11 protein-coding genes are annotated in these 18,168 nt (G+C 66.9%); 6 read left to right on the forward strand and 5 right to left on the reverse strand.

Annotated features, from left to right (window positions below; genetic code table 11):
* The first annotated feature begins 5 nt into the window (after window positions 1-5).
* From GOAMI_RS09105 to GOAMI_RS09115, 3 genes are read left to right on the forward strand one after another with little or no spacing between them, the layout of a single operon-like run.
* Entirely contained in the window at window positions 6-353 is a 348-nt protein-coding gene (locus GOAMI_RS09105) for a hypothetical protein (RefSeq protein ID WP_006436188.1), read from the forward strand.
* Window positions 353-2,854, forward strand: coding sequence for a nitrite reductase large subunit NirB (nirB, locus tag GOAMI_RS09110; RefSeq protein ID WP_006436189.1), 2,502 nt, complete (start codon window positions 353-355; stop codon window positions 2,852-2,854). The genes GOAMI_RS09105 and nirB overlap by 1 nt, the downstream gene beginning before the upstream one ends.
* Entirely contained in the window at window positions 2,851-3,171 is a 321-nt protein-coding gene (locus tag GOAMI_RS09115; RefSeq protein ID WP_006436190.1) for a Rieske (2Fe-2S) protein, read from the forward strand. The genes nirB and GOAMI_RS09115 overlap by 4 nt, the downstream gene beginning before the upstream one ends.
* 102 nt (window positions 3,172-3,273) lie before the next feature.
* Here the strand turns inward: GOAMI_RS09115 and GOAMI_RS09120 are convergent, their stop codons facing one another.
* From GOAMI_RS09120 to GOAMI_RS09140, 5 genes are all read right to left on the reverse strand, one after another.
* Window positions 3,274-4,416, reverse strand: a complete 1,143-nt coding sequence (locus GOAMI_RS09120; RefSeq protein ID WP_006436192.1) for a Wadjet anti-phage system protein JetD domain-containing protein — start codon at window positions 4,414-4,416, stop codon at window positions 3,274-3,276.
* The gene (locus GOAMI_RS09125; RefSeq protein WP_006436194.1) at window positions 4,413-7,814 is read right to left on the reverse strand and encodes an ATP-binding protein; all 3,402 of its coding nucleotides are present in this window, start codon (window positions 7,812-7,814) and stop codon (window positions 4,413-4,415) included. The genes GOAMI_RS09120 and GOAMI_RS09125 overlap by 4 nt, the downstream gene beginning before the upstream one ends.
* Window positions 7,807-8,385, reverse strand: a complete 579-nt coding sequence (locus GOAMI_RS09130) for a DUF4194 domain-containing protein (protein ID WP_006436196.1) — start codon at window positions 8,383-8,385, stop codon at window positions 7,807-7,809. Before GOAMI_RS09130 ends, GOAMI_RS09125 begins: the two co-directional genes overlap by 8 nt.
* A complete protein-coding gene (locus GOAMI_RS09135; RefSeq protein ID WP_006436199.1) occupies window positions 8,382-9,824 on the reverse strand; it encodes a DUF3375 domain-containing protein in 1,443 nt (480 codons plus the stop codon). Before GOAMI_RS09135 ends, GOAMI_RS09130 begins: the two co-directional genes overlap by 4 nt.
* Before the next feature lie 70 nt (window positions 9,825-9,894).
* Window positions 9,895-13,983, reverse strand: a complete 4,089-nt coding sequence (locus GOAMI_RS09140) for a bifunctional nitrate reductase/sulfite reductase flavoprotein subunit alpha (protein WP_006436201.1) — start codon at window positions 13,981-13,983, stop codon at window positions 9,895-9,897.
* Window positions 13,984-14,222: 239 nt separating this feature from the next.
* Here GOAMI_RS09140 and GOAMI_RS09145 point away from each other — a divergent pair, with 239 nt between their 5' ends.
* From GOAMI_RS09145 to GOAMI_RS09155, 3 genes are all read left to right on the forward strand, one after another.
* Window positions 14,223-14,909, forward strand: coding sequence for a response regulator transcription factor (locus GOAMI_RS09145; protein ID WP_006357805.1), 687 nt, complete (start codon window positions 14,223-14,225; stop codon window positions 14,907-14,909).
* 17 nt (window positions 14,910-14,926) lie between these two features.
* A complete protein-coding gene (locus GOAMI_RS09150) occupies window positions 14,927-16,423 on the forward strand; it encodes a HAMP domain-containing sensor histidine kinase (RefSeq protein WP_051995391.1) in 1,497 nt (498 codons plus the stop codon).
* Between the two features lie 237 nt (window positions 16,424-16,660).
* Complete coding sequence (locus GOAMI_RS09155; RefSeq protein WP_174324719.1) at window positions 16,661-18,136, forward strand: S1C family serine protease; 1,476 nt, start codon at window positions 16,661-16,663, stop codon at window positions 18,134-18,136.
* Window positions 18,137-18,168: the final 32 nt, after the last annotated feature.

Genomic DNA, 18,168 nt, shown 5'->3' on the forward strand with positions numbered 1-18,168 from the left:
GCGGCATGTCGAGTACTCCGCACTTCCTGCAGGGTGTGTTCCCGTTCGCGGGAGCGGGCCTGACCAAGTCCGGTCCCATCGACCCGGTGCTGTCGTTCGTGGTGCCGTCGGGAATGACGGCCCAGCCCTTGTACTTTCGTGGCGGCAACAGCTCCGACGAACTGATCTGCGTGACCCTGATGCGCGACGGGACGCCGATGCGGATGTTCCCGATGGGGGCGCGGTCGTCGGTGAACGTGCCGCTGAGGGTGGTCGAGGACGTCGATCCCGACACGACGCTCGAACTCGTGATCGCGGCGCCCGAGGGTGCGAGCGGTGAGGTCGTGGTGGACTTCGGGATGGTCGTCTTCTGATGGCGGATTCGCAGAACCTGCACGAACGACGCCGACTGGTCGTCGTCGGGAACGGTATGGCGGGGGCGCGCACGGTCGAGGAGATCCTGACGCGCGGTGGCGGCGACCTGTTCGACATCACGATGATCGGCGACGAACCGTACGGCAACTACAACCGCATCATGCTCAGTCATGTCCTCGCCGGTGAGGCCACGGTCGACGACGACGATCTGATGCTGAACCCGATGGCGTGGTACCGCGAGCACGGCGTCACTCTCTACGCGGGCGACCGCGCCGAGGCAATCGACCGCTTCGCCAAGACCGTGACGTGTGCGTCGGGGCGGGCAATCGACTTCGACGTCCTCGTCATCGCGACCGGCTCCCACACGTTCTTCCCGAACATGGACGGCCTCCGCGAACCCGACGGCAAGCTCGCGCGTGGTGTGTTCGGATTCCGGACCATCGAGGACACCAACGGCATGCTGCAGATGGCGACGTCGCGCGATCACATGCGCGCCGTCGTGATCGGTGGCGGCCTGTTGGGTCTCGAAGCGGCGTACGGTCTGCAGACGCAGGGCGTCGCTGTCGACGTCGTGCATTCGCCCGGGCATCTGATGAACCAGCAGCTCGACGAGCGCGGGGGACGGGTGCTGCGGAACAAGATCGAGTCTCTCGGTGTCGGCGTGCACACCGGCAAGCGCACGACGTCGGTACTGCGCAACGACGACGGGACGGTCGCGGGAGTCGGCTTCACCGACGGGGATTCGCTGCCGGCCGACATGATCGTGGTGACCGCGGGTATCCGCCCGAACGTCGAGATCGCGCGTGGCGCCGGTCTGGTCGTGGAGCGTGGGATCGTCGTCGACGATCAGATGCGTTGTGAGGATGAAGCATTCATCTACGCGGTGGGTGAGTGTGCCCAGCACCGCAGTGAGGTGTACGGACTCGTCGCCCCGCTGTGGGAACAGGCTGTGGTTCTGGCGGACGTGCTGACCGGCGTGAATCCCCAAGCGGAATATCATGGTTCGCGACTGACCACGAAGCTCAAGGTCGCCGGTGTCGACGTCGCGGCGATGGGTGTCAAGGGGCCCGAGCGTGACGACGACGAGTTCGTGCAGTTCTACGAACCGCGCAGCGGCACCTACAAGAGCGTGGTGGTCCGCGACAACAAGCTGATCGGCGCGATGCTGCTCGGCGACATCTCCAAGGCCAACTTCCTCACGCAGGCGTTCGACGACAAGGTGCCCCTGCCGGACGAGCGCATCTCGATGCTGTTCGACATGGGCACGCCGAGCGCGGAGACCGGCGCCGCCGAACTCGCCGACGATGTTCAGGTCTGCAACTGCAACGGCGTCACCAAGGGCGACATCATGGGTTGCGTCGCGTCGGGTTGCACCAGCGTCGGCGAGGTGTGCGCGAAGACGCGGGCCGGCAAGGGATGTGGGTCGTGCAAGGGCCTCGTCGCCGACATCGTCGAGTACGCCGCGGGGGACACTCTGACGGCCGACGCCGCGGCCGACTGGTACGTCCCGTCGATCCCGCTCACCAAGCCCGAACTCATCGACGCGATCCGGCGACAGGATCTGCGGTCGGTCAGCGAGGTCTTCGACAAGCTGGCACCCGACGGCGAGGACGCGACGGCAAAGATGCCGCTCGCCTCGCTGTTGCGGATCATCTGGGGATCGGAGTGGAAGCATGAGCCGGGTGCGTTGTTCGTCAACGACCGAGTGCACGCGAACATCCAGCGAGATGGCACGTTCTCGGTGGTTCCGCAGATGAAGGGCGGGGTGACCTCACCCGAGCAGTTGCGCAAGATCGCCGACGTCGCGGAGAAGTACTCGATCCCGATGATCAAGGCGACCGGCGGTCAGCGACTCGATCTGCTCGGCGTCAAGAAGGAAGACCTGCCGAAGGTGTGGGAGGACCTCGGGATGCCGTCGGGTTATGCCTACGGCAAGTCCTTCCGGACCGTCAAGACCTGCGTCGGAACCGATTACTGCCGTTTCGGTCTCGGTGATTCGACGCAACTCGGAATCGACATCGAGACCCGCTATCAGGGCCTGGAGTCGCCGGCGAAACTCAAACTCGCGGTGACCGGTTGCCCACGCAACTGCGCCGAGGCGCTGTGCAAGGACTTCGGTGTGGTCGCCATCGGCGACGGCAAGTGGGAGATCTACGTCGGCGGCGCCGCCGGTGCCCACATCCGCAAGGGTGACCTGCTGGCGACGGTGGACTCCTCCGACGAGGTGATCCGGTTGTGCGGCATCTTCATCCAGTACTACCGTGAGCAGGGCAAGTGGCTCGAGCGAACCTACTCCTTCGTGCCGAGGATGGGCATCGAGGAACTGCGCGCGATCATCGTCGACGACCGGGACGGCCTCGTGGCCGGCCTGCAGGAGCGGATCGACGAAGCCGTTGCCGCCTACGTCGATCCCTGGCTGGATCGCGCCGAACCGAAGTCGCCCGCACAGTTCACCCCGGCGCTGCCGTTGCTGCCGCTCCCGCAGGTGCCGGTCCGATGACCAGCATCGCCGAACCCGGAGTGGTCATCGGGGCCGTTGCCGACCTGGAACTGGGGGAGAGCCGCGCATATGTCGTGGACGGCAGGCAGATCGCGGTCTTCCGCATGACCGACGGCACGTTACGCGCCACCGACGCCGTCTGCCCGCACCGCGCCGGACCGCTCGCCGACGGCCAGTTCGACGCCGCGAAGATCGTCTGCCCGCTGCACCAGTACGCCTTCTCCTTCGCCGACGGCGCCTGCACGTCGGACGGGATCGGGTCGGTGTCCGTCTATCGCGCCGAGGAGCAGGACGGCGAGATCATCGTCTGGCTGTAGCACCGCCTGAACGCTCTCGAGAGACTTACCACCTCGGTGATCGTTGCAGGGCGGGTCCCCGCACCTGTGCCAGATGCGGTCCTCCTCTGATGGACCAGTTGGTCACCCCAGACGTTCCTGAGCCCACGCCCAGTCGATACGTTCCTGCTCGAGTCGCACCCGCTCGCCGAGAGCATCCATCACAAGATCTGTGTAGAGATCGCGCTCGGTAGGTGTCAGCCGGACCAGATCCGATGAAGCGGGTCGTTGCTCGATGACCCAGCGATCTCGATGGGCCACAAGCGTTTCGCGATCCATCAACACCGACTCGGTCTGTGGCAGCCACGCTCTCAACCGGTCGAGGATGGCGAAGCCGTGGGTGTCGAGGTCGCCCCAGTAGCGGATTGGGACGCCGGCGAGCCAGGGGAGACGTCCGATCCGGTCCACCTCGAAACCCTTGCCCCACAGCACCACACCGTCGTCGGGGACATCGACACACAGGTAGGTGATCTCGTTCTCGATCACGAGCGCGGTTCGTGGCTGCACTGCGAGACGCGCGAGTTCGTCGGTGCGGACGGTGATCTCGGTGAGTGCTGCAGGTAGACCCATCGATGCGGACGGCCGCAGCCGTACGGACTCGGGCTTTGTCTGCAGCCCCAGTCCGGACAAGAAGCCCGATGCCGTCGACGACACCCCGAGCATCGCAGCCAGCACCGGGCGATGGCGTTCGGCGAACTTGGTGTCGACGCCGGGGGCGCTGATCTCCCGGAGGTAGCGGTGCGAGTCCCGATGGGTGTTCAGCCACGCGTAGGCGGCGATGAGTCGCGGCATCTCCGGTCCCAATTCGAGTGCACGCAAGGGGTATCGGAGCATCCAGTCGCGGACTGCCGGATGAGCGGAGGCTGATTCGAGGAGTTCGTCGAACTGCCGGACCGCCGGTGAGACCCCCAACAGTGCCCACGCCTGATCGAACGTCGACACCACGGCGCGCGACGGCAACTGGTTGCGCCCGACGTGCCGCCCGCCGACCGACTGCCACACCAACGCGTAGCGTCGGTCGCCCTGACGGCCGCTGTCCATCACGGTCACCCAGTCGCGGGCCGCGCCCAGATCCTCGCCGATCTGCGAGGCGGTCGGTCCCCGGAGCGGAATCTCGATGGGTTCGAACGGCTTTGCGTCGGCGTGGGCACGCAACAACGTCCCGTCGTCCCACCGGCGGCGAACCTTGCCGGCGATGTCGTCGGGCGAGGTCCATCGTCGGGTCACTTGAGCCGACCGTCGCGGCGTGACCGGTACTCCTCGATCGTCATCGTCTGCAGGCGCGAGAAGGTGCCGGTGGGGTTGTCGACGAAGCCGATCGCCTTGACGTACGGTTCGATCACGTGCACCTTCTGCAGTGGCGTCACGATCAGCAGCTGCAGCCCCAGCTTGGCGAACAGGTCCAGCGCGTACCTTGTCGACACATCCGAGCCACGTCCGAAGGCCTCGTCGATCACGGCGAAGCGGAAGTCGCGGGACTTCTCCACACCCCATTCCAGGCCGAACTGATACGCCAACGACGCCGCGAGGATCGTGTATGCCAGCTTCTCCTTCTGCCCACCGGATTTGCCGTCGGAGTCGCTGTAGTGCTCCCACTCCACGTCGGTGTCGACGTCTCGTTCGGATGCGGAGAACACGAACCAGTTGCGGACATCGGTGACCCGCCGCGTCCAGTTCTTGTCGGAGTCGGCGTGGTCGTCGCGCCCGCGGAATCGTTCGATGATGCGCTTGACGTCCAGGAATCGTTGCTCGGAGTACTGGTCGCCGTCGACGGCGAGGCTGTCGTTGGTGAGGTTGCGTAGGTCCGCCCGGAACTGTGCAACGTCCTGATTGGTGGTGGCCTCCCGCTCGAGCCGGATGTAGCGTCCCGGGTTGTACGGCACCGCCCCCAACGCCTCGTTGATCCGGGCGACGCGCTCGTCGATGGAGGCGGCCTGCCGGTTGAGCCAGTTGTTGAACCCGGCCAGCTCCTGGATCGCGTTCTTGTTCAACTGCTCCTTGAACTCGAACTCGAAGCGCGGCAGATCATCGGTGGCAACCTGTTCGCGGAACGTCACGAAGTCGGCGCGCGCATCGACGTCGGCGTCCATGTCGGCCCGCAGATCGGGCCAGCGCCGCAGCACCTCGGCCATCTGCTGGGCCAGGCTCTGCCCGAAACCGCCGAGCTCACGGGTGAGCCGTTCGATTCGTTGATGCAGCGTCGACGACAACGTGTTCTCCGCGGCGGCACACTCGGCGGCCCGGGTCGGCAGTGATCCGGAGAGTCGTTGCGTCAGTGCGGCATACGAGGTGCGGGCCGTCGCGAGGTCGGTGTCGGTGTGCTCGGCGACGTACTCGTCGTCGCGTTTGCGGTCCTGCTCCGCGCGATGGCGGGTCGCGGCGGTGGTGGCGAGCTTGCCGGTGAGCTCGTCGATGGCGGTGTCGGCGGTGGCCGCCAGCTCGGCGTTGCGTTCCAGAGCGGTCGTGATCTCCTGCAGACGAGAGGAACCTGATTCCAGCCGTGCTCGTTCGGCCGCATACTGGTCGGCGCGGCGTTGCGCTTCGTCGACGTCCAGATCGGCCCACGAATGGAAGCCGTCGAGACGGGCGAGCGCCTCGCGGCGCGTCTGCAATTGGTCCCGCTCCGACGACAGTGCCTCGACTTCCGTGGCGGCGGTCGCACGTTGCCGGTCCAGGTCGGCGAGATCCTCGCGCAGCGCGGCGATCTTGCGCTCGTTCGCCCATCCGAGAACCCAGCGGCGGGGATCGTCGACCCGATGCCGATCGTCCTTTTCGTGCCGACCGCCCGAACGGACCTGCCCCTCACGGGTGACGGCCCGCTTGGCGGACCGGAACTCCTCAAGGGTCGCCGCGCACTGGTGGTCGGCACGCTTGATCAGTTCGTCGCGCAGATAATCAGCGAACGGACCGGCTTTGACATCGAGGCGGTCGGCGAGCAGCAGGGTCGCGGAACCCTGCCGCTGCAACGGAATTCGTCGTGCCGGCACCCGTTCGTAGACGAGTTTGGCGCCGACGGTGCGCCCGCCGGCACCCCGGAACGTGAGGCGCCGGCCGTTGACCCACTGGGTGACCGCCTCGTAGTGCTGCTGCGGAACCAGCAACGACAGCGCGAAACCACGCAGTACCCGTTCGGCCGCGCCGCGCCATTCGGCATGCTCCTCGGCGACGTCGAGAAGCTCACCGGCATAGGGCACCTCCTCGTGGGAGAGGCCGAGATCGGTGCACAGCTCGTCGCGCAGCTGGACCTGATCGGGCGGCAGGTTGGTGGTGCGATTGGCGAGGTCGTCGAGTTCGTCGCGGATGGCGTCGCACCGTCTGGCGACTTCTTTCTCCCGTCCGATGGCGTCGGCGGTCGACGCGTCGAGTGACTGCTTCGTCGCCGCCAGTCGCGGACGTTCATCGGCGATGAGACCACGCAGCGAGGTGAACTGTTCTGCCGTGATCACCGGCTCGAAGCCGGCGGCGGTCACCGCGGTGTCGAACAGTGCGCGGCCGTGGCGGCGTTTGTCCACATCGTCGCGGGCGGTCGACGCGAGACGTTCCAGCTCACCGATGCGATCGCCGCCGGCCCGGGCCCGTTCCTCGATGAGCGATTCACGTTCGCGGCTCAGAGTCCGTTGCCGCGCTTTGGCTTCGTCCTGCTCACGCAACAGGCGTTCGCCTTCGGCGGTGAGGGTGGCGATCTCGTGGGCGAGCAGACCGGAGCGATGCTCGGCCATGAACAGTCGCACTGCTGCCCGCTGCCGGTCGAGGGCGTCACGTTCGGCCAGCGCGGCGTCGTACTTCTGCGCGGTCGCGACGATCGGGTCGAGCAACTCGAGCTGCTCGCGCGCCCGCTTGACCGCGTCGTACGCCTTGGTGAGGTCGTCGAAGTGGGCGATGATGTCGCGAACCCGGTCGGTCGAGTCGCTCGGTTCGAGCATGTGCCCGCGGACGAAATCGTTGAGATTGCCCACCGACTTCATCGACACTGTCTGGTGCAGCAGCTCCAGGGCCTGTTCGGACCGGATGCCCAGCAGCCGCCGAAGCGCGGTGGAGTATCTGGGGAACTCGTCGACCACGTCGGCGCCGCCGGATCGCAGGCGTTTGCGCAGATCGCGCAGGTCGGAACCGAAGTCGGCGAAATCGGTGGCGATGGCGAGCTGTTTGCTCGCGGTGACGTAGAAGCGGTACGGCTGCCCGGCACTGTCGCGTTGCTGGAAGACCTGTGCCAGGGTGACGGTCTCGTCGTAGCCGGGATTGGTGAACACTCCCAGGATCACCGAGTAGGTGCTGCGGTCCTGGCGCAGCCCCTTCGCACGTGATCGGCCGGTCGCCTCTTGTCGTTCCGACTTGTAGTGGCCTTCGACATAGGACCGCAGTGTGCGTTCCTTGGCCTCGGCGCCGGCGGCCTTGTTGTAGGCGATCTTGTGGGCCGGCATCAGCAGCGTCGTGACCGCATCGACCAGAGTCGACTTGCCGGAGCCGATGTCGCCGGTGAGCAGGGCGGTGTCGGTATTGGGGCTCAGCCGCCACACCTGCCGGTCGAAGGTGCCCCAGTTGAGGACCTCGACATGTTGCAGCCGGAATCCGGCGCCGCCGGCCGGGGCGGCCAGTTCGACCGAAGAGAACAGGCCCTCAGTCATTGGCGCTCGCCGTCCCCGCGTACTCGCGCAGCTTGCCGGCGAAGTCCGACAGTGTCTGTGCATCGATGTAGGCCTTGATGATGCGCCGGACCTCCCACTGATCGGTCTGGCCGCGGAGCTGGCGCAGGAAGCCGAGTTCGACGGTTTTCTTGATGGTTGCCTCGGCCTGGTCGACCAGTCGGGCCTCGTTGGTGGACTCGGCCTGGAACAGCCGCAGCATCTCCATGATCTGTTCGGTCGACAGCACGAGGCGCCCGTCGCCGCCGGTGATCTCGAACTCCAGCAGCCGTTTGCGCAGCAGCACCAGCAGCAGACTCACGTTGTAGGTCAACGCACGTCGGCGCACGAGCCGCGGAAGTGGTTCGTCGCCTTCTTCTGCCGGACGGGACCGCAGGTAGGCATAACCCTCGGAGTCGTCGAGCACCACATCCACGCCGATGATGGCGAAGTGGTCGCGTACCCCGGCACCGGAACGTTCGAGGGTGCTCCAGGTGTCCTCGTCGGATTCGCGATACACCACGCCCTGCATCAGCCGGATGATCGCGCTCGCGACAGCGCGTTCGTCGGTCATCGTCGCCTCACCGTGACTCTCGGTAGCCGGGCACGTTTGGTGGTGTCCGGGTCGTCGGGGTCGGGATACTCGAGCAGCGTTTCCTCGGTGTCGTCGATGTCGACACTGACGTCGTCGTCATCGAGAGCGAGGTAGCCGACGATCTCGGCCGCGCCCTGCTCGATCGGGTACATCTCGATCACATCCGACAGCAGCGCCGACGAGCGCTGCGGGAGGATGGTTCGGATGTTGGCGGCCAGTCGCGCCTGATCCACGTAGGTCTGGCTGAACAGGAGATCCGCGTCGACCTCCTCGGTGGCGTCGTCGAGCCGGCTCTCGACGGTGACGGCTGCCGGTTGCTGATAGAGCGGCCGTTCGAACGGCAGCACGATCTCGATGCCGGGCTGATCGACCGTGAGGCCGAAACCCGGTTCCCGGCCGCGGACCTCGAGAGCGGTGGCCTCCACCGAGCGCACGAGGTCGAGGACGCGTCGGTTCTCGAGCCACACCTGGTCGTCGAGGAATCGGCGAAGTTGTTCGGAGATCTGTCGCACGGTGCGCTGGGTGCGATCGGCGGCCTCCGACCAGTCGTGGTGGATACCGCGGATGGGCCGGTCGGCGTCGATGATGTCCATCGACGACACCGCGTCGAGCAGGTCCGACAGTTCGGTCTGCCGTTCGTCGGAGAGCAGGAACTCGTAGAACGACTGGAAGCTGCGGCCCTGATCGGAGCCGGCGATCTCCGAGCGGCCACCCACCAGTTCGGCGAGCAGCTCACCCTTCGGGCCGTCCCAGGAGGCGATCTTCTCGCGGGCGGCTCGGTCGAGCAGACGGAAATTGTCCTCGACCTCGCGGAAGTCGGAGAGCAGCTCCCGGGCGGTCGACGAGAGCTGCTGATAGCGATCGCGCACACCGACCTCGTCGAGGACCGACACATCACCGGCTTCGACCGCCTCGATCTCGGCGTCGATCTCCGCGCGACGGCGACGTAGCTGGGCCAACCGGATCTCCGGGTCGGACTCGGTGCCATGCACGATCTGTCGCAACAGCTCGACGACGGTGTGCAGCCTCGACTCGGTGCCGACGAACGACCGGCCCCGCAACGAGACGACCCACCCGTAGGCCTTCTCGAAGGCGGGGGTCACCTCGTAGTGGACCTCGTCGTCGCCGGGCGGGTAGAAGCGGCGCAGGAAACCGGCGTCGGTGGCGGCCCAATCCTCCAGATAGGCGCGCGGTTCCTTGGGAAAGCGTGGTTGCCCGTCTTCGGTCGATGAGGCGATGTTGAGGGTGTAGAGGAGGTCATCCAGCGCTGTGGCCAGGTCACTTGCCGAGCCGGCGCCTCGGTTGCCCTCGACGAAATAGTTGCCGAGGAACGTCAGGATGAGCGGCGAGTTGTGCGCGCGCAGCAGCCGCCAGGCGGGATGCCGTTCCCACAGGCTGCCGAATGCGTCGAAGTCCACGGGTCAAGGGTAGGCAATGGGGCCGACATGCTGGGTCAACGGTGTGCGTGCCGGGTTGTGGCCGGGGAGGTCAGTACACATCGCGCACGTACCGCTTGTCGGCGGCGAGGGCCTTGACGTAGGCCTCGGCAGACGCGGGGGAGCGGCGACCGTGCTGCGCGACGATGCCCTTCAGGGTCGCGTCGACGTCCTTCGCCATCCGGGTCGCGTCACCGCAGACGTATACGTGGGCACCGTCGTGCAGCCACTGGTAGAGCTCTTCGCCGTGTTCGACCATGCGGTCCTGGACGTAGATCTTGCGATCCTGGTCGCGGGAGAATGCGACGTCGAGGCGGGTCAGCAGGCCGTCGCCGAGCATGGTCGTCAGCTCGTCTCGGTAGTAGAAGTCGGTGGCCGAGTACTGTTCGCCGAAGAACAGCCAGTTCTTACCGTTGTGGCCCAGGGCCTCTCGTTCGCGGAGAAAACCGCGGAACGGGGCGATACCGGTGCCCGGTCCGATCATGATCATCGGGGTGTCGGGATCGGCCGGCGGGCGGAAGTGCGTGGTCGAGGTGACGAAGACCCCGACCTCGGTGTCTTCGGCTTGGTCGGCGAGGAAGGTCGAGCAGACCCCGCCACGCTGGATGCCACATCGGTTGTAGCGCACCGCCGACACCGTCAGCTGCACCTCGTCGGGACTCTCCAGTGGGCTCGACGAGATCGAATACGAACGCGGGGCCAGTGGTTTGAGGATCTTCAGCCACTCGTCGACGTCGGCGGAGATCGGGTGCTCGGTGAGGACGTCCACCGACTGACGGCCCCAGGACCAGTCGTTGAACGCCTGCTTGTTGCCGGCCGCGACGAGCGTCTTCAGCTCGTCCGAACCGCAACGCTCGCCGACGAATCGGACGAAATCGGGAGTGACCCGCGCGAACTCGAGCCGTTCGCGCAGTGCCTGGTGCAGGGGCATGTCGTCGCCGCCGACCGTCACCGAGTGTCCGCCGTCGAGTCCCGTCCGGTCGAGAAACTCGTCGATCAGGGCCGGGTTGTTCAGCGGCCACACGCCGAGCGCGTCACCGGCCTGATAGGTCAAGGTGTCGGCGGGCAGCCGGAACCCGAAGTTGCGCACGTCCTTCTGCGATCCCTCGGTGTTCAGCTTCACATTGCGCACCAGCGAGGTGACCAGCGGCTTCTTGCGTGAGTAGGCCGGCGCGGTCCTCACCGACGGTGCTGCCGACGAGTCTGCGGGCTCGCTGACGACGGTGACCCGCTCGTCGGTGACGCCGGAGACGGGCGCGCGGTTGCCGATGCTGATCGCGCGGATCACCTCGTTGAGCCAGCCGCCCGCGGTCTCCTCGAAGTCCGGTTCGCAGTCGACGCGGTCGACGATCCGACGACCACCGAGCTCACCGATCCGTTCGTCGAGTTTGCGCCCGTGGCCGCAGAAGTCGTCGTAGTTCGAGTCGCCGAGGGCGAGCACCGCGTAGTCGACACCGGAGAGGTCCGGTGCCTCAGCGCCATTCAATGCCTCCCAGAAGGCCGTACCGTTGTCCGGCGGATCACCGTCGCCGGTCGTGGACGTGACGAACAGCGCGGTACCCCGCAAGTCGCCGACCTCGACCTCGTCCATCGACTTGGCATCGACGCGGAGCCCGCTCGCCTTCACCCGTTCGGCGGTCTCGGTGGCCAGTTCCTCCGCGTTGCCCATCTGCGACGCCCACAGCACGGTGATCGTGCCGGTCGACTCCGCCGGCTCCGAAGACTCTTCGCTCGGCGGGGCGACTTCGGTGCGCGCGAACATCCCGGCCAGCAGGCCCGACACCCACACTCGGACCTCCGGGCGCAGCGGTGCATCGGCCGGAACCGTGGGAACCTTTGACGGTGCGTCCGGGACCCCGGCGGCCAGCCCGGCCAGATACAACTGTTCGGTCGATGACAACTCCGGAGAGGTGACGTCCGAAACCTCGAGTGCGACAGCCAACTCGGAAGACCCGGCGACCGGCACCACGGCCGGTGTAGACCCGGCGGCCTTTGTCAGCGTCACGGCACACACCTTCAGCTCGGGCTGCCGGGAGAGCGGGTCCACCGCATCAGACGTGACCGCGTTGATGGAGAGGTGCTCACCGAAGACGTCGTTCCAGTGGAACGGCACGAAGCAGTTCCCGGGACGCACCCGATCGGAGATCCTGGCCGGCAACACCGCTCGTCCACGACGCGACGCCACCTCGACCTTGTCCTTCGCCGCGACACCGATGCGCTCGGCGTCCTCCGGATGGAGTTCGACGAACGGCTCCGGGTTGAGTTTGTTCAGCTTGGCAACCCGGCCGGTCTTGGTCATCGTGTGCCATTGGTGCGGCAGGCGGCCGGTGTTGAGCAGGAACGGATAGTCGTCGTCCGGGAGCTCGGCGGGGTCGAGGTGCGGCCGGGCGAAGAACTGCGCGCGGCGTGTGGGTGTGGCGAATGCCAGTCGCGGAGTCGATCCGTCATCGAGACGGTGCAGCGTCTGGCTCCGGCCCTCGTTCAGATAGCGGATCGGGTTGCGCGCGCCGTCTTCGAGGAGGTCGGCCCCGTCGGACGACGGTGGGCACGGCCATTGCATCGGTGCCCGGCGCAGGCCGTCGTAGGTGACGCCGCGCAGGTCGTAACCGGTGTCGGGGTTGGCGAACTGCTTGATCTCGGCGAAGATCTCCTCGGCACTCGAATAGCTGAAGGCGTCCGCGTAGCCCATCTCGCAGGCGATGCGTGCGATGATCTCCCAGTCGGGGATCGCCTGCCCGGGCGCGTCGAGAGCGGGTTCGAACAGGGTGAGGTTCCGCTCCGAGTTCACCATGATTCCGGTCGATTCCGACCACAGCGCCGCGGGGAGCACGACGTCGGCGTACTGGTTGCTCTCCGTCTCGGCGAAGGCGTCCTGCGTGATCACGAGATCGGCGCGTTCGAGTCCTTCGATGACAGTCTTGCGATTGCCGACGGAGGCAACAGGATTGGTGCAGATGATCCAGCAGGCCTTGATCTCGCCATCGGCCATCTTGCGGAACAAGTCGATGGTGCCGCCGCCGACGTCGGTGCGTAGTGTGCCGGCCGGGAGGCCCCACGCGGTCTCGACGAACGTGCGATCCACCTCGGACAGCACCGACCTCTGGCCGGGCAATCCCGGCCCCATGTAACCCATCTCGCGGCCGCCCATCGCATTCGGCTGGCCTGTCAAGGAGAACGGTCCGCTGCCGAGTCGGCAGATCGCGCCTGTCGCGAGGTGGAGGTTGATGAGCGCGTTGGTGTTCCAGGTGCCGTGGGTCGACTGGTTGAGGCCCATGGTCCAGCAGCTCATCCATTCGCCGGCCTCGCCGATCATCGTGGCCGCGGTACGCAGGTCCTCGGCGGGAATCCCGGTAATGGATTCGACGACCTCCGGCGAGTACTGCGCAGCGAAGTCCGGCATCTGCTCGAATCCGTCGGTGAACGACGCGATGAACTCGTCGTCGGTGTGGCCGTCGGAGATCAGCAGATGCAGGAGCCCGTTGAGGAAGGCGAGGTCGGTGCCGGATTCGATCTGCAGGAACAGGTCGGCCTTGTCGGCGGTCGCGGTCCGCCGCGGGTCGACCACGATCAGCTTCGCTCCCGCCTTGACCCGGTCCATCATCCGCAGGAAGAGGATCGGGTGGCAGTCGGCCATGTTCGACCCGATGACCAGGAAGACGTCGGCGTGGTCGAAGTCCTGGTACGAACCGGGCGGACCGTCGGAGCCGAGCGACAGCTTGTAGCCGGTGCCGGCGCTGGCCATGCACAACCGGGAGTTCGACTCGATCTGGTTGGTACCGATGAAACCCTTGGCGAGTTTGTTCGACAGATACTGCGCCTCGAGTGACATCTGACCGGACACGTACAGCGCGACCGCGTCGGGGCCGTGATCGTCGACGATGGCGCGCAACCGGCGCGCGGTGTCGGTGAGGACCGCGTCGAGGTCGCCGCGGCGTAGCTGACCGCCGCGGTCGTCGCGGACGAGGGGAGCGTCGAGCCGTCCGCCGGCGGCGAGCATGTCGGCGGTGGTCGATCCCTTGGTGCACAGCCGGCCGAAGTTCGTGGGGTGATCGGCGCGCCCGACGGTCTTGACCAGCCCGCCGGAGTCGTCGAGCCGCATCTCCATACCGCAGCCGACGCCGCAGTAGGCGCACAGGGACATGACCGATCGGGACATGACGGGGTGCGTGGGGGGTGAGGCGGTCACGGTTCCAGCGTCGAAGTCGGATGTTTCGCAACCCGAAGGCCGGCGTTACGCAACCATCAACTTGATCTCACAGTCGATGGTCACTGGCGTGAAGGCGGGAGAAACTGCAGGTCGCGCGCAATTCCGAGACCGGATGGTCCGTGTTGCGGCGTTGCTCAGGCGGATCTCAGCCGAGGCGGATAAGACTGTATGCCATGCGCATCCTCGTGGTTGATGACGACCGGGCGGTCCGGGAGTCGTTGCGGCGGTCGCTCACCTTCAACGGATACACCGTCGAGACAGCGGGCGACGGCATCGAGGCACTCGAGAAGATCCTCGCCGATCGTCCCGACGTCGTCATCCTCGACGTCATGATGCCGCGACTCGACGGCCTCGAGGTGTGCCGCCGACTCCGTTCTGCCGGTGACGACCTGCCGATCCTGGTGCTGACCGCCCGGGACTCGGTGTCCGAGCGGGTCTCCGGGCTCGACGCCGGCGCCGACGACTATCTGCCGAAACCGTTCGCACTCGAAGAGTTGCTCGCACGGTTGCGGGCGCTGTTGCGTCGCGCGGCACCTGAAGGCGACATCGACTCGGAGACGCTCACCTTCGCGGACCTGTCGCTCGACCCGGTGACGCGTGACGTGACCCGTGGTGAGCGGCCGATCAGCCTTACACGCACCGAGTTCGCCCTGCTCGAGATGTTGATGGCCAACCCGCGTCGGGTGCTGTCCCGAAGCCGCATCCTCGAGGAGGTGTGGGGATACGACTTCCCGACCTCGGGTAATGCCCTCGAGGTCTATGTCGGCTACCTGCGCCGCAAGACCGAGGCCGACGGCGAGTCGCGACTCATCCACACCGTGCGCGGCGTCGGATACGTGCTGCGGGAGACCCCGCCCTAGTGTCGTCGCCCTCGCGGATGCGCGACCACCTGACCCGTATGCTCGCCGGCGGTCCCGGTTCGTCCGGGGAGAAGGGGGCGTCCGGGGAGAAGGAGATGCGGGCGCCGATGCCGTTGACGCGGGCGGTGTCCCTGCGTTCGCGTGTCACGATCCTGTCGGCGACCGTCGTGCTGGTGTCGGTGAGTCTGATGGCCGCGGCCGCCTACTTCGTGGTGTACCGGGCGATGTACAACGAGGTCGACCAGCAGTTGGAGAGCCGTGCCGACGGCATGGCGGCTCTGGCGCGCGCCGGTGTGCTCCGCAACCAGCCCGAGCAGCTGGTGGCGGGAACCGTGTTCTCGACGAACATCTCGGTCGCCCTCGTGACCCCGAGCGGTCAGACGTACCTCATCGGGCAGGTCCCGTTCGAGGACCCCGAGCGCGAGATCGTGCGGTCGCCGTCGGTTCCCGGAACCAATCCGCAGAGCCTGCGCACCACCCGCAATCAGCGCGTGCTGACGCGGAAACTCGACGACGGCAACACCCTTGTCCTGGCGCAGAGTCTCATCCAGACCGATCGCGTTCTCAAACGCCTGGCCTGGGTGCTGCTCGTGGTCGGTTGTGGCGGAGTGGCTTTGGCGGCTCTCGCCGGCACAACGGTCGGACGTGCCGGCCTGAGACCGGTTGCCCGGCTGAACCGGGCCGTCGAACGAGTCGCGCGAACGAACGACCTGACACCCATACCGGTGACCGGCAACGACGAATTGGCCAAGCTCACCGCGAGTTTCAACGCGATGCTCCGGGCACTCGCCGAATCCCGGGACCGCCAGGCACGTCTCGTCGCCGATGCCGGACATGAACTGCGAACCCCGTTGACCTCCTTGCGCACCAACCTCGAACTGCTGATCGCGGCGAGCAGGCCGGGTGCACCGGCCGTCCCCGAGCAGGACATGGTCGACCTGCGCGCCGACGTCATGGCCCAGATCGAGGAATTGTCCACGCTGGTGGGCGATCTCGTCGACCTCGCCCGCGAGGACGCCCCCGAGGTGGTGTACGAGGAAGTCGACCTCGCGGAGATCATCGAGCAGGCCCTCGAACGTGTCCGACGCCGCCGCAACGACATCGAATTCGAGCTTGACCTGTCGCCCTGGTACATCTTCGGTGAACAGCACGGACTGTCCCGCGCGGTACTGAATGTGTTGGACAACGCGGCGAAATGGAGTCCGCCGGGGACATCGGTGGCCGTCGGGCTGACGCAGACCGGGATGTCCACCGCGCAGCTCACCGTCGCCGACGCCGGTCCCGGGATTCCCGAGGAGGACCGTGGTCTCGTCTTCGAACGCTTCTATCGTTCGACGCAATCGAGGTCGATGCCGGGATCCGGTCTGGGCCTGGCGATCGTGCGGCAGGTCGTCGAACGTCATGGTGGCACCGTCGTGGCCGACACGTCGCCGCGCGGCGGTGCACTCATCCGGATGACTTTGCCCGGCCGGGCAACTCCCGCGGAACCATCTCCGCAAGTGATTCGTCAATAAGGGTGAAGCGCCGTGCATCGGCGGGTCACGACGGCCGTCGTCCACATCATCGACAGCTGTGCGGTTACCCGGTGTGACCTGCCCATCGATCCCATAGGGTTGACCAAGGCGCTGTGCGGGACGCCGGTCGAGTGGTTTCGGCCGACAAACCCGAGCGAAGTGAACCTTGCCGGCACAGGGCCGGCGGAGACCACCGAGCCGGCTGTGTGCCGGTCAGACGACGAGGAAGAGACGAAGATGACGACTGGCGGTTCGCAGGGTGGCGGTCCGTACGGGGGTGGCCAGCACGGTCAGCACGACGCTGGCCGGTCGAACGGGGGCAGCGCTCCCTCCACACCATCGGGCTCTGAGTCACCGACGCAGTCCTACAGCGGCCAGGGCACTCCAGGGCCGGCCTCAGGGGCGTTCCCCTCGCAGGGCGGCCGGCCCGTCTTCGGCGGCAACAACGCACCCACGTCTGTCTACGGCAACCCGGGAACCAGTCCTTTTCCTCCGCAGGCCCCGTATGGCGGGCCCGGCGCCGGCAATGCCTACCCGCAGCCCGCGTTCGGCGGGTCGGGTGGCAACCCGCCGCCCCAGGCGGCGAAGAACAAGGGCGGCGGACGCCTGGCCGCACTCGGCGCCGGTGCGCTGGTGGTCGCGCTTGTCGCCGGTGGTGCCGGCGGTGCGATCGGTTACACACTGGCCGACGGTTCCGACGGGTCGTCGAGCAGCAGCACGAGCAGCGGCCCGCTCGGCGGCGACCCCAAGGCGAACGGGAACACCGCGCCCGTCGAGGCACCGGCCGGCTCGGTCCAGGAGGTGGCCGCCCGCGTGCTCCCGTCGGTGGTCTCCATCGAGGTCGTCTCGGGCGGCGCGCTGGGCTCGGGATCGGGGGTCGTCCTGACCGAGGACGGCGTCATCATGACCAACAATCACGTCGTGAGCGCCGGCGGCAACGGCCCCGCGGCCAGGGTCGCGGTCAACTTCTCCGACGGTTCGCGTGCGCAGGCCCGGGTGCTGGGCGCCGACCCGATCTCCGACATCGCGGTGATCAAGGTCGACCGGAACGATCTGACCCCGGTCACGGTCGGTAACTCGAACAACCTGGCGGTGGGGCAGGACGTCATCGCCATCGGTTCCCCGCTCGGCCTGGCCGGGACTGTCACCACGGGCATCATCAGCGCCTTGAACCGACCGGTCCTGACCTCGCGCGATCCGGGCACCAACACCACCTCGGTGATCGACGCCATCCAGACCGACGCCGCGATCAATCCCGGCAACTCGGGCGGTGCGCTCGTCAACGCCAGGGGAGCGCTGGTCGGCATCAACACTGCCATCGCCACCCTCGGTGGAGGCGAGGAACAGGCCGGTGGCAGCATCGGACTCGGGTTCGCGATCCCCATCGATCAGGCGATCCGCGTGGCCAAACAGCTCGAGTCCACGGGTAGGGCCAGCCACGCCAACATCGGTGTGTCCGTGCGTCCGAGTGGTGACTCCGACACGCCCGGCGCCGTCGTCACCGATGTGACCCCGGGAGGTCCGGCAGCGACCGCGGGTATCCCGAAGAATGCGGTCATCACGAAGGTCGACGACCGTCCGATCGCGTCGGGAGACGCTCTGGTGGCGGCCATCCGGTCGCACGCGCCGGGGGACACGGTCACCGTGACCTACTCCGATGGCGGGAACAGCAAGACCGCGCAGGTCAAGCTGGGCACGCTCGAGGTGAAGTGACGCGCTGCGCGTCCGCCCGCGAGTACGAATCG

It is taken from the genome of Gordonia amicalis NBRC 100051 = JCM 11271 (assembly GCF_000332995.1).
In the GTDB taxonomy this organism is placed as follows: domain Bacteria; phylum Actinomycetota; class Actinomycetes; order Mycobacteriales; family Mycobacteriaceae; genus Gordonia; species Gordonia amicalis.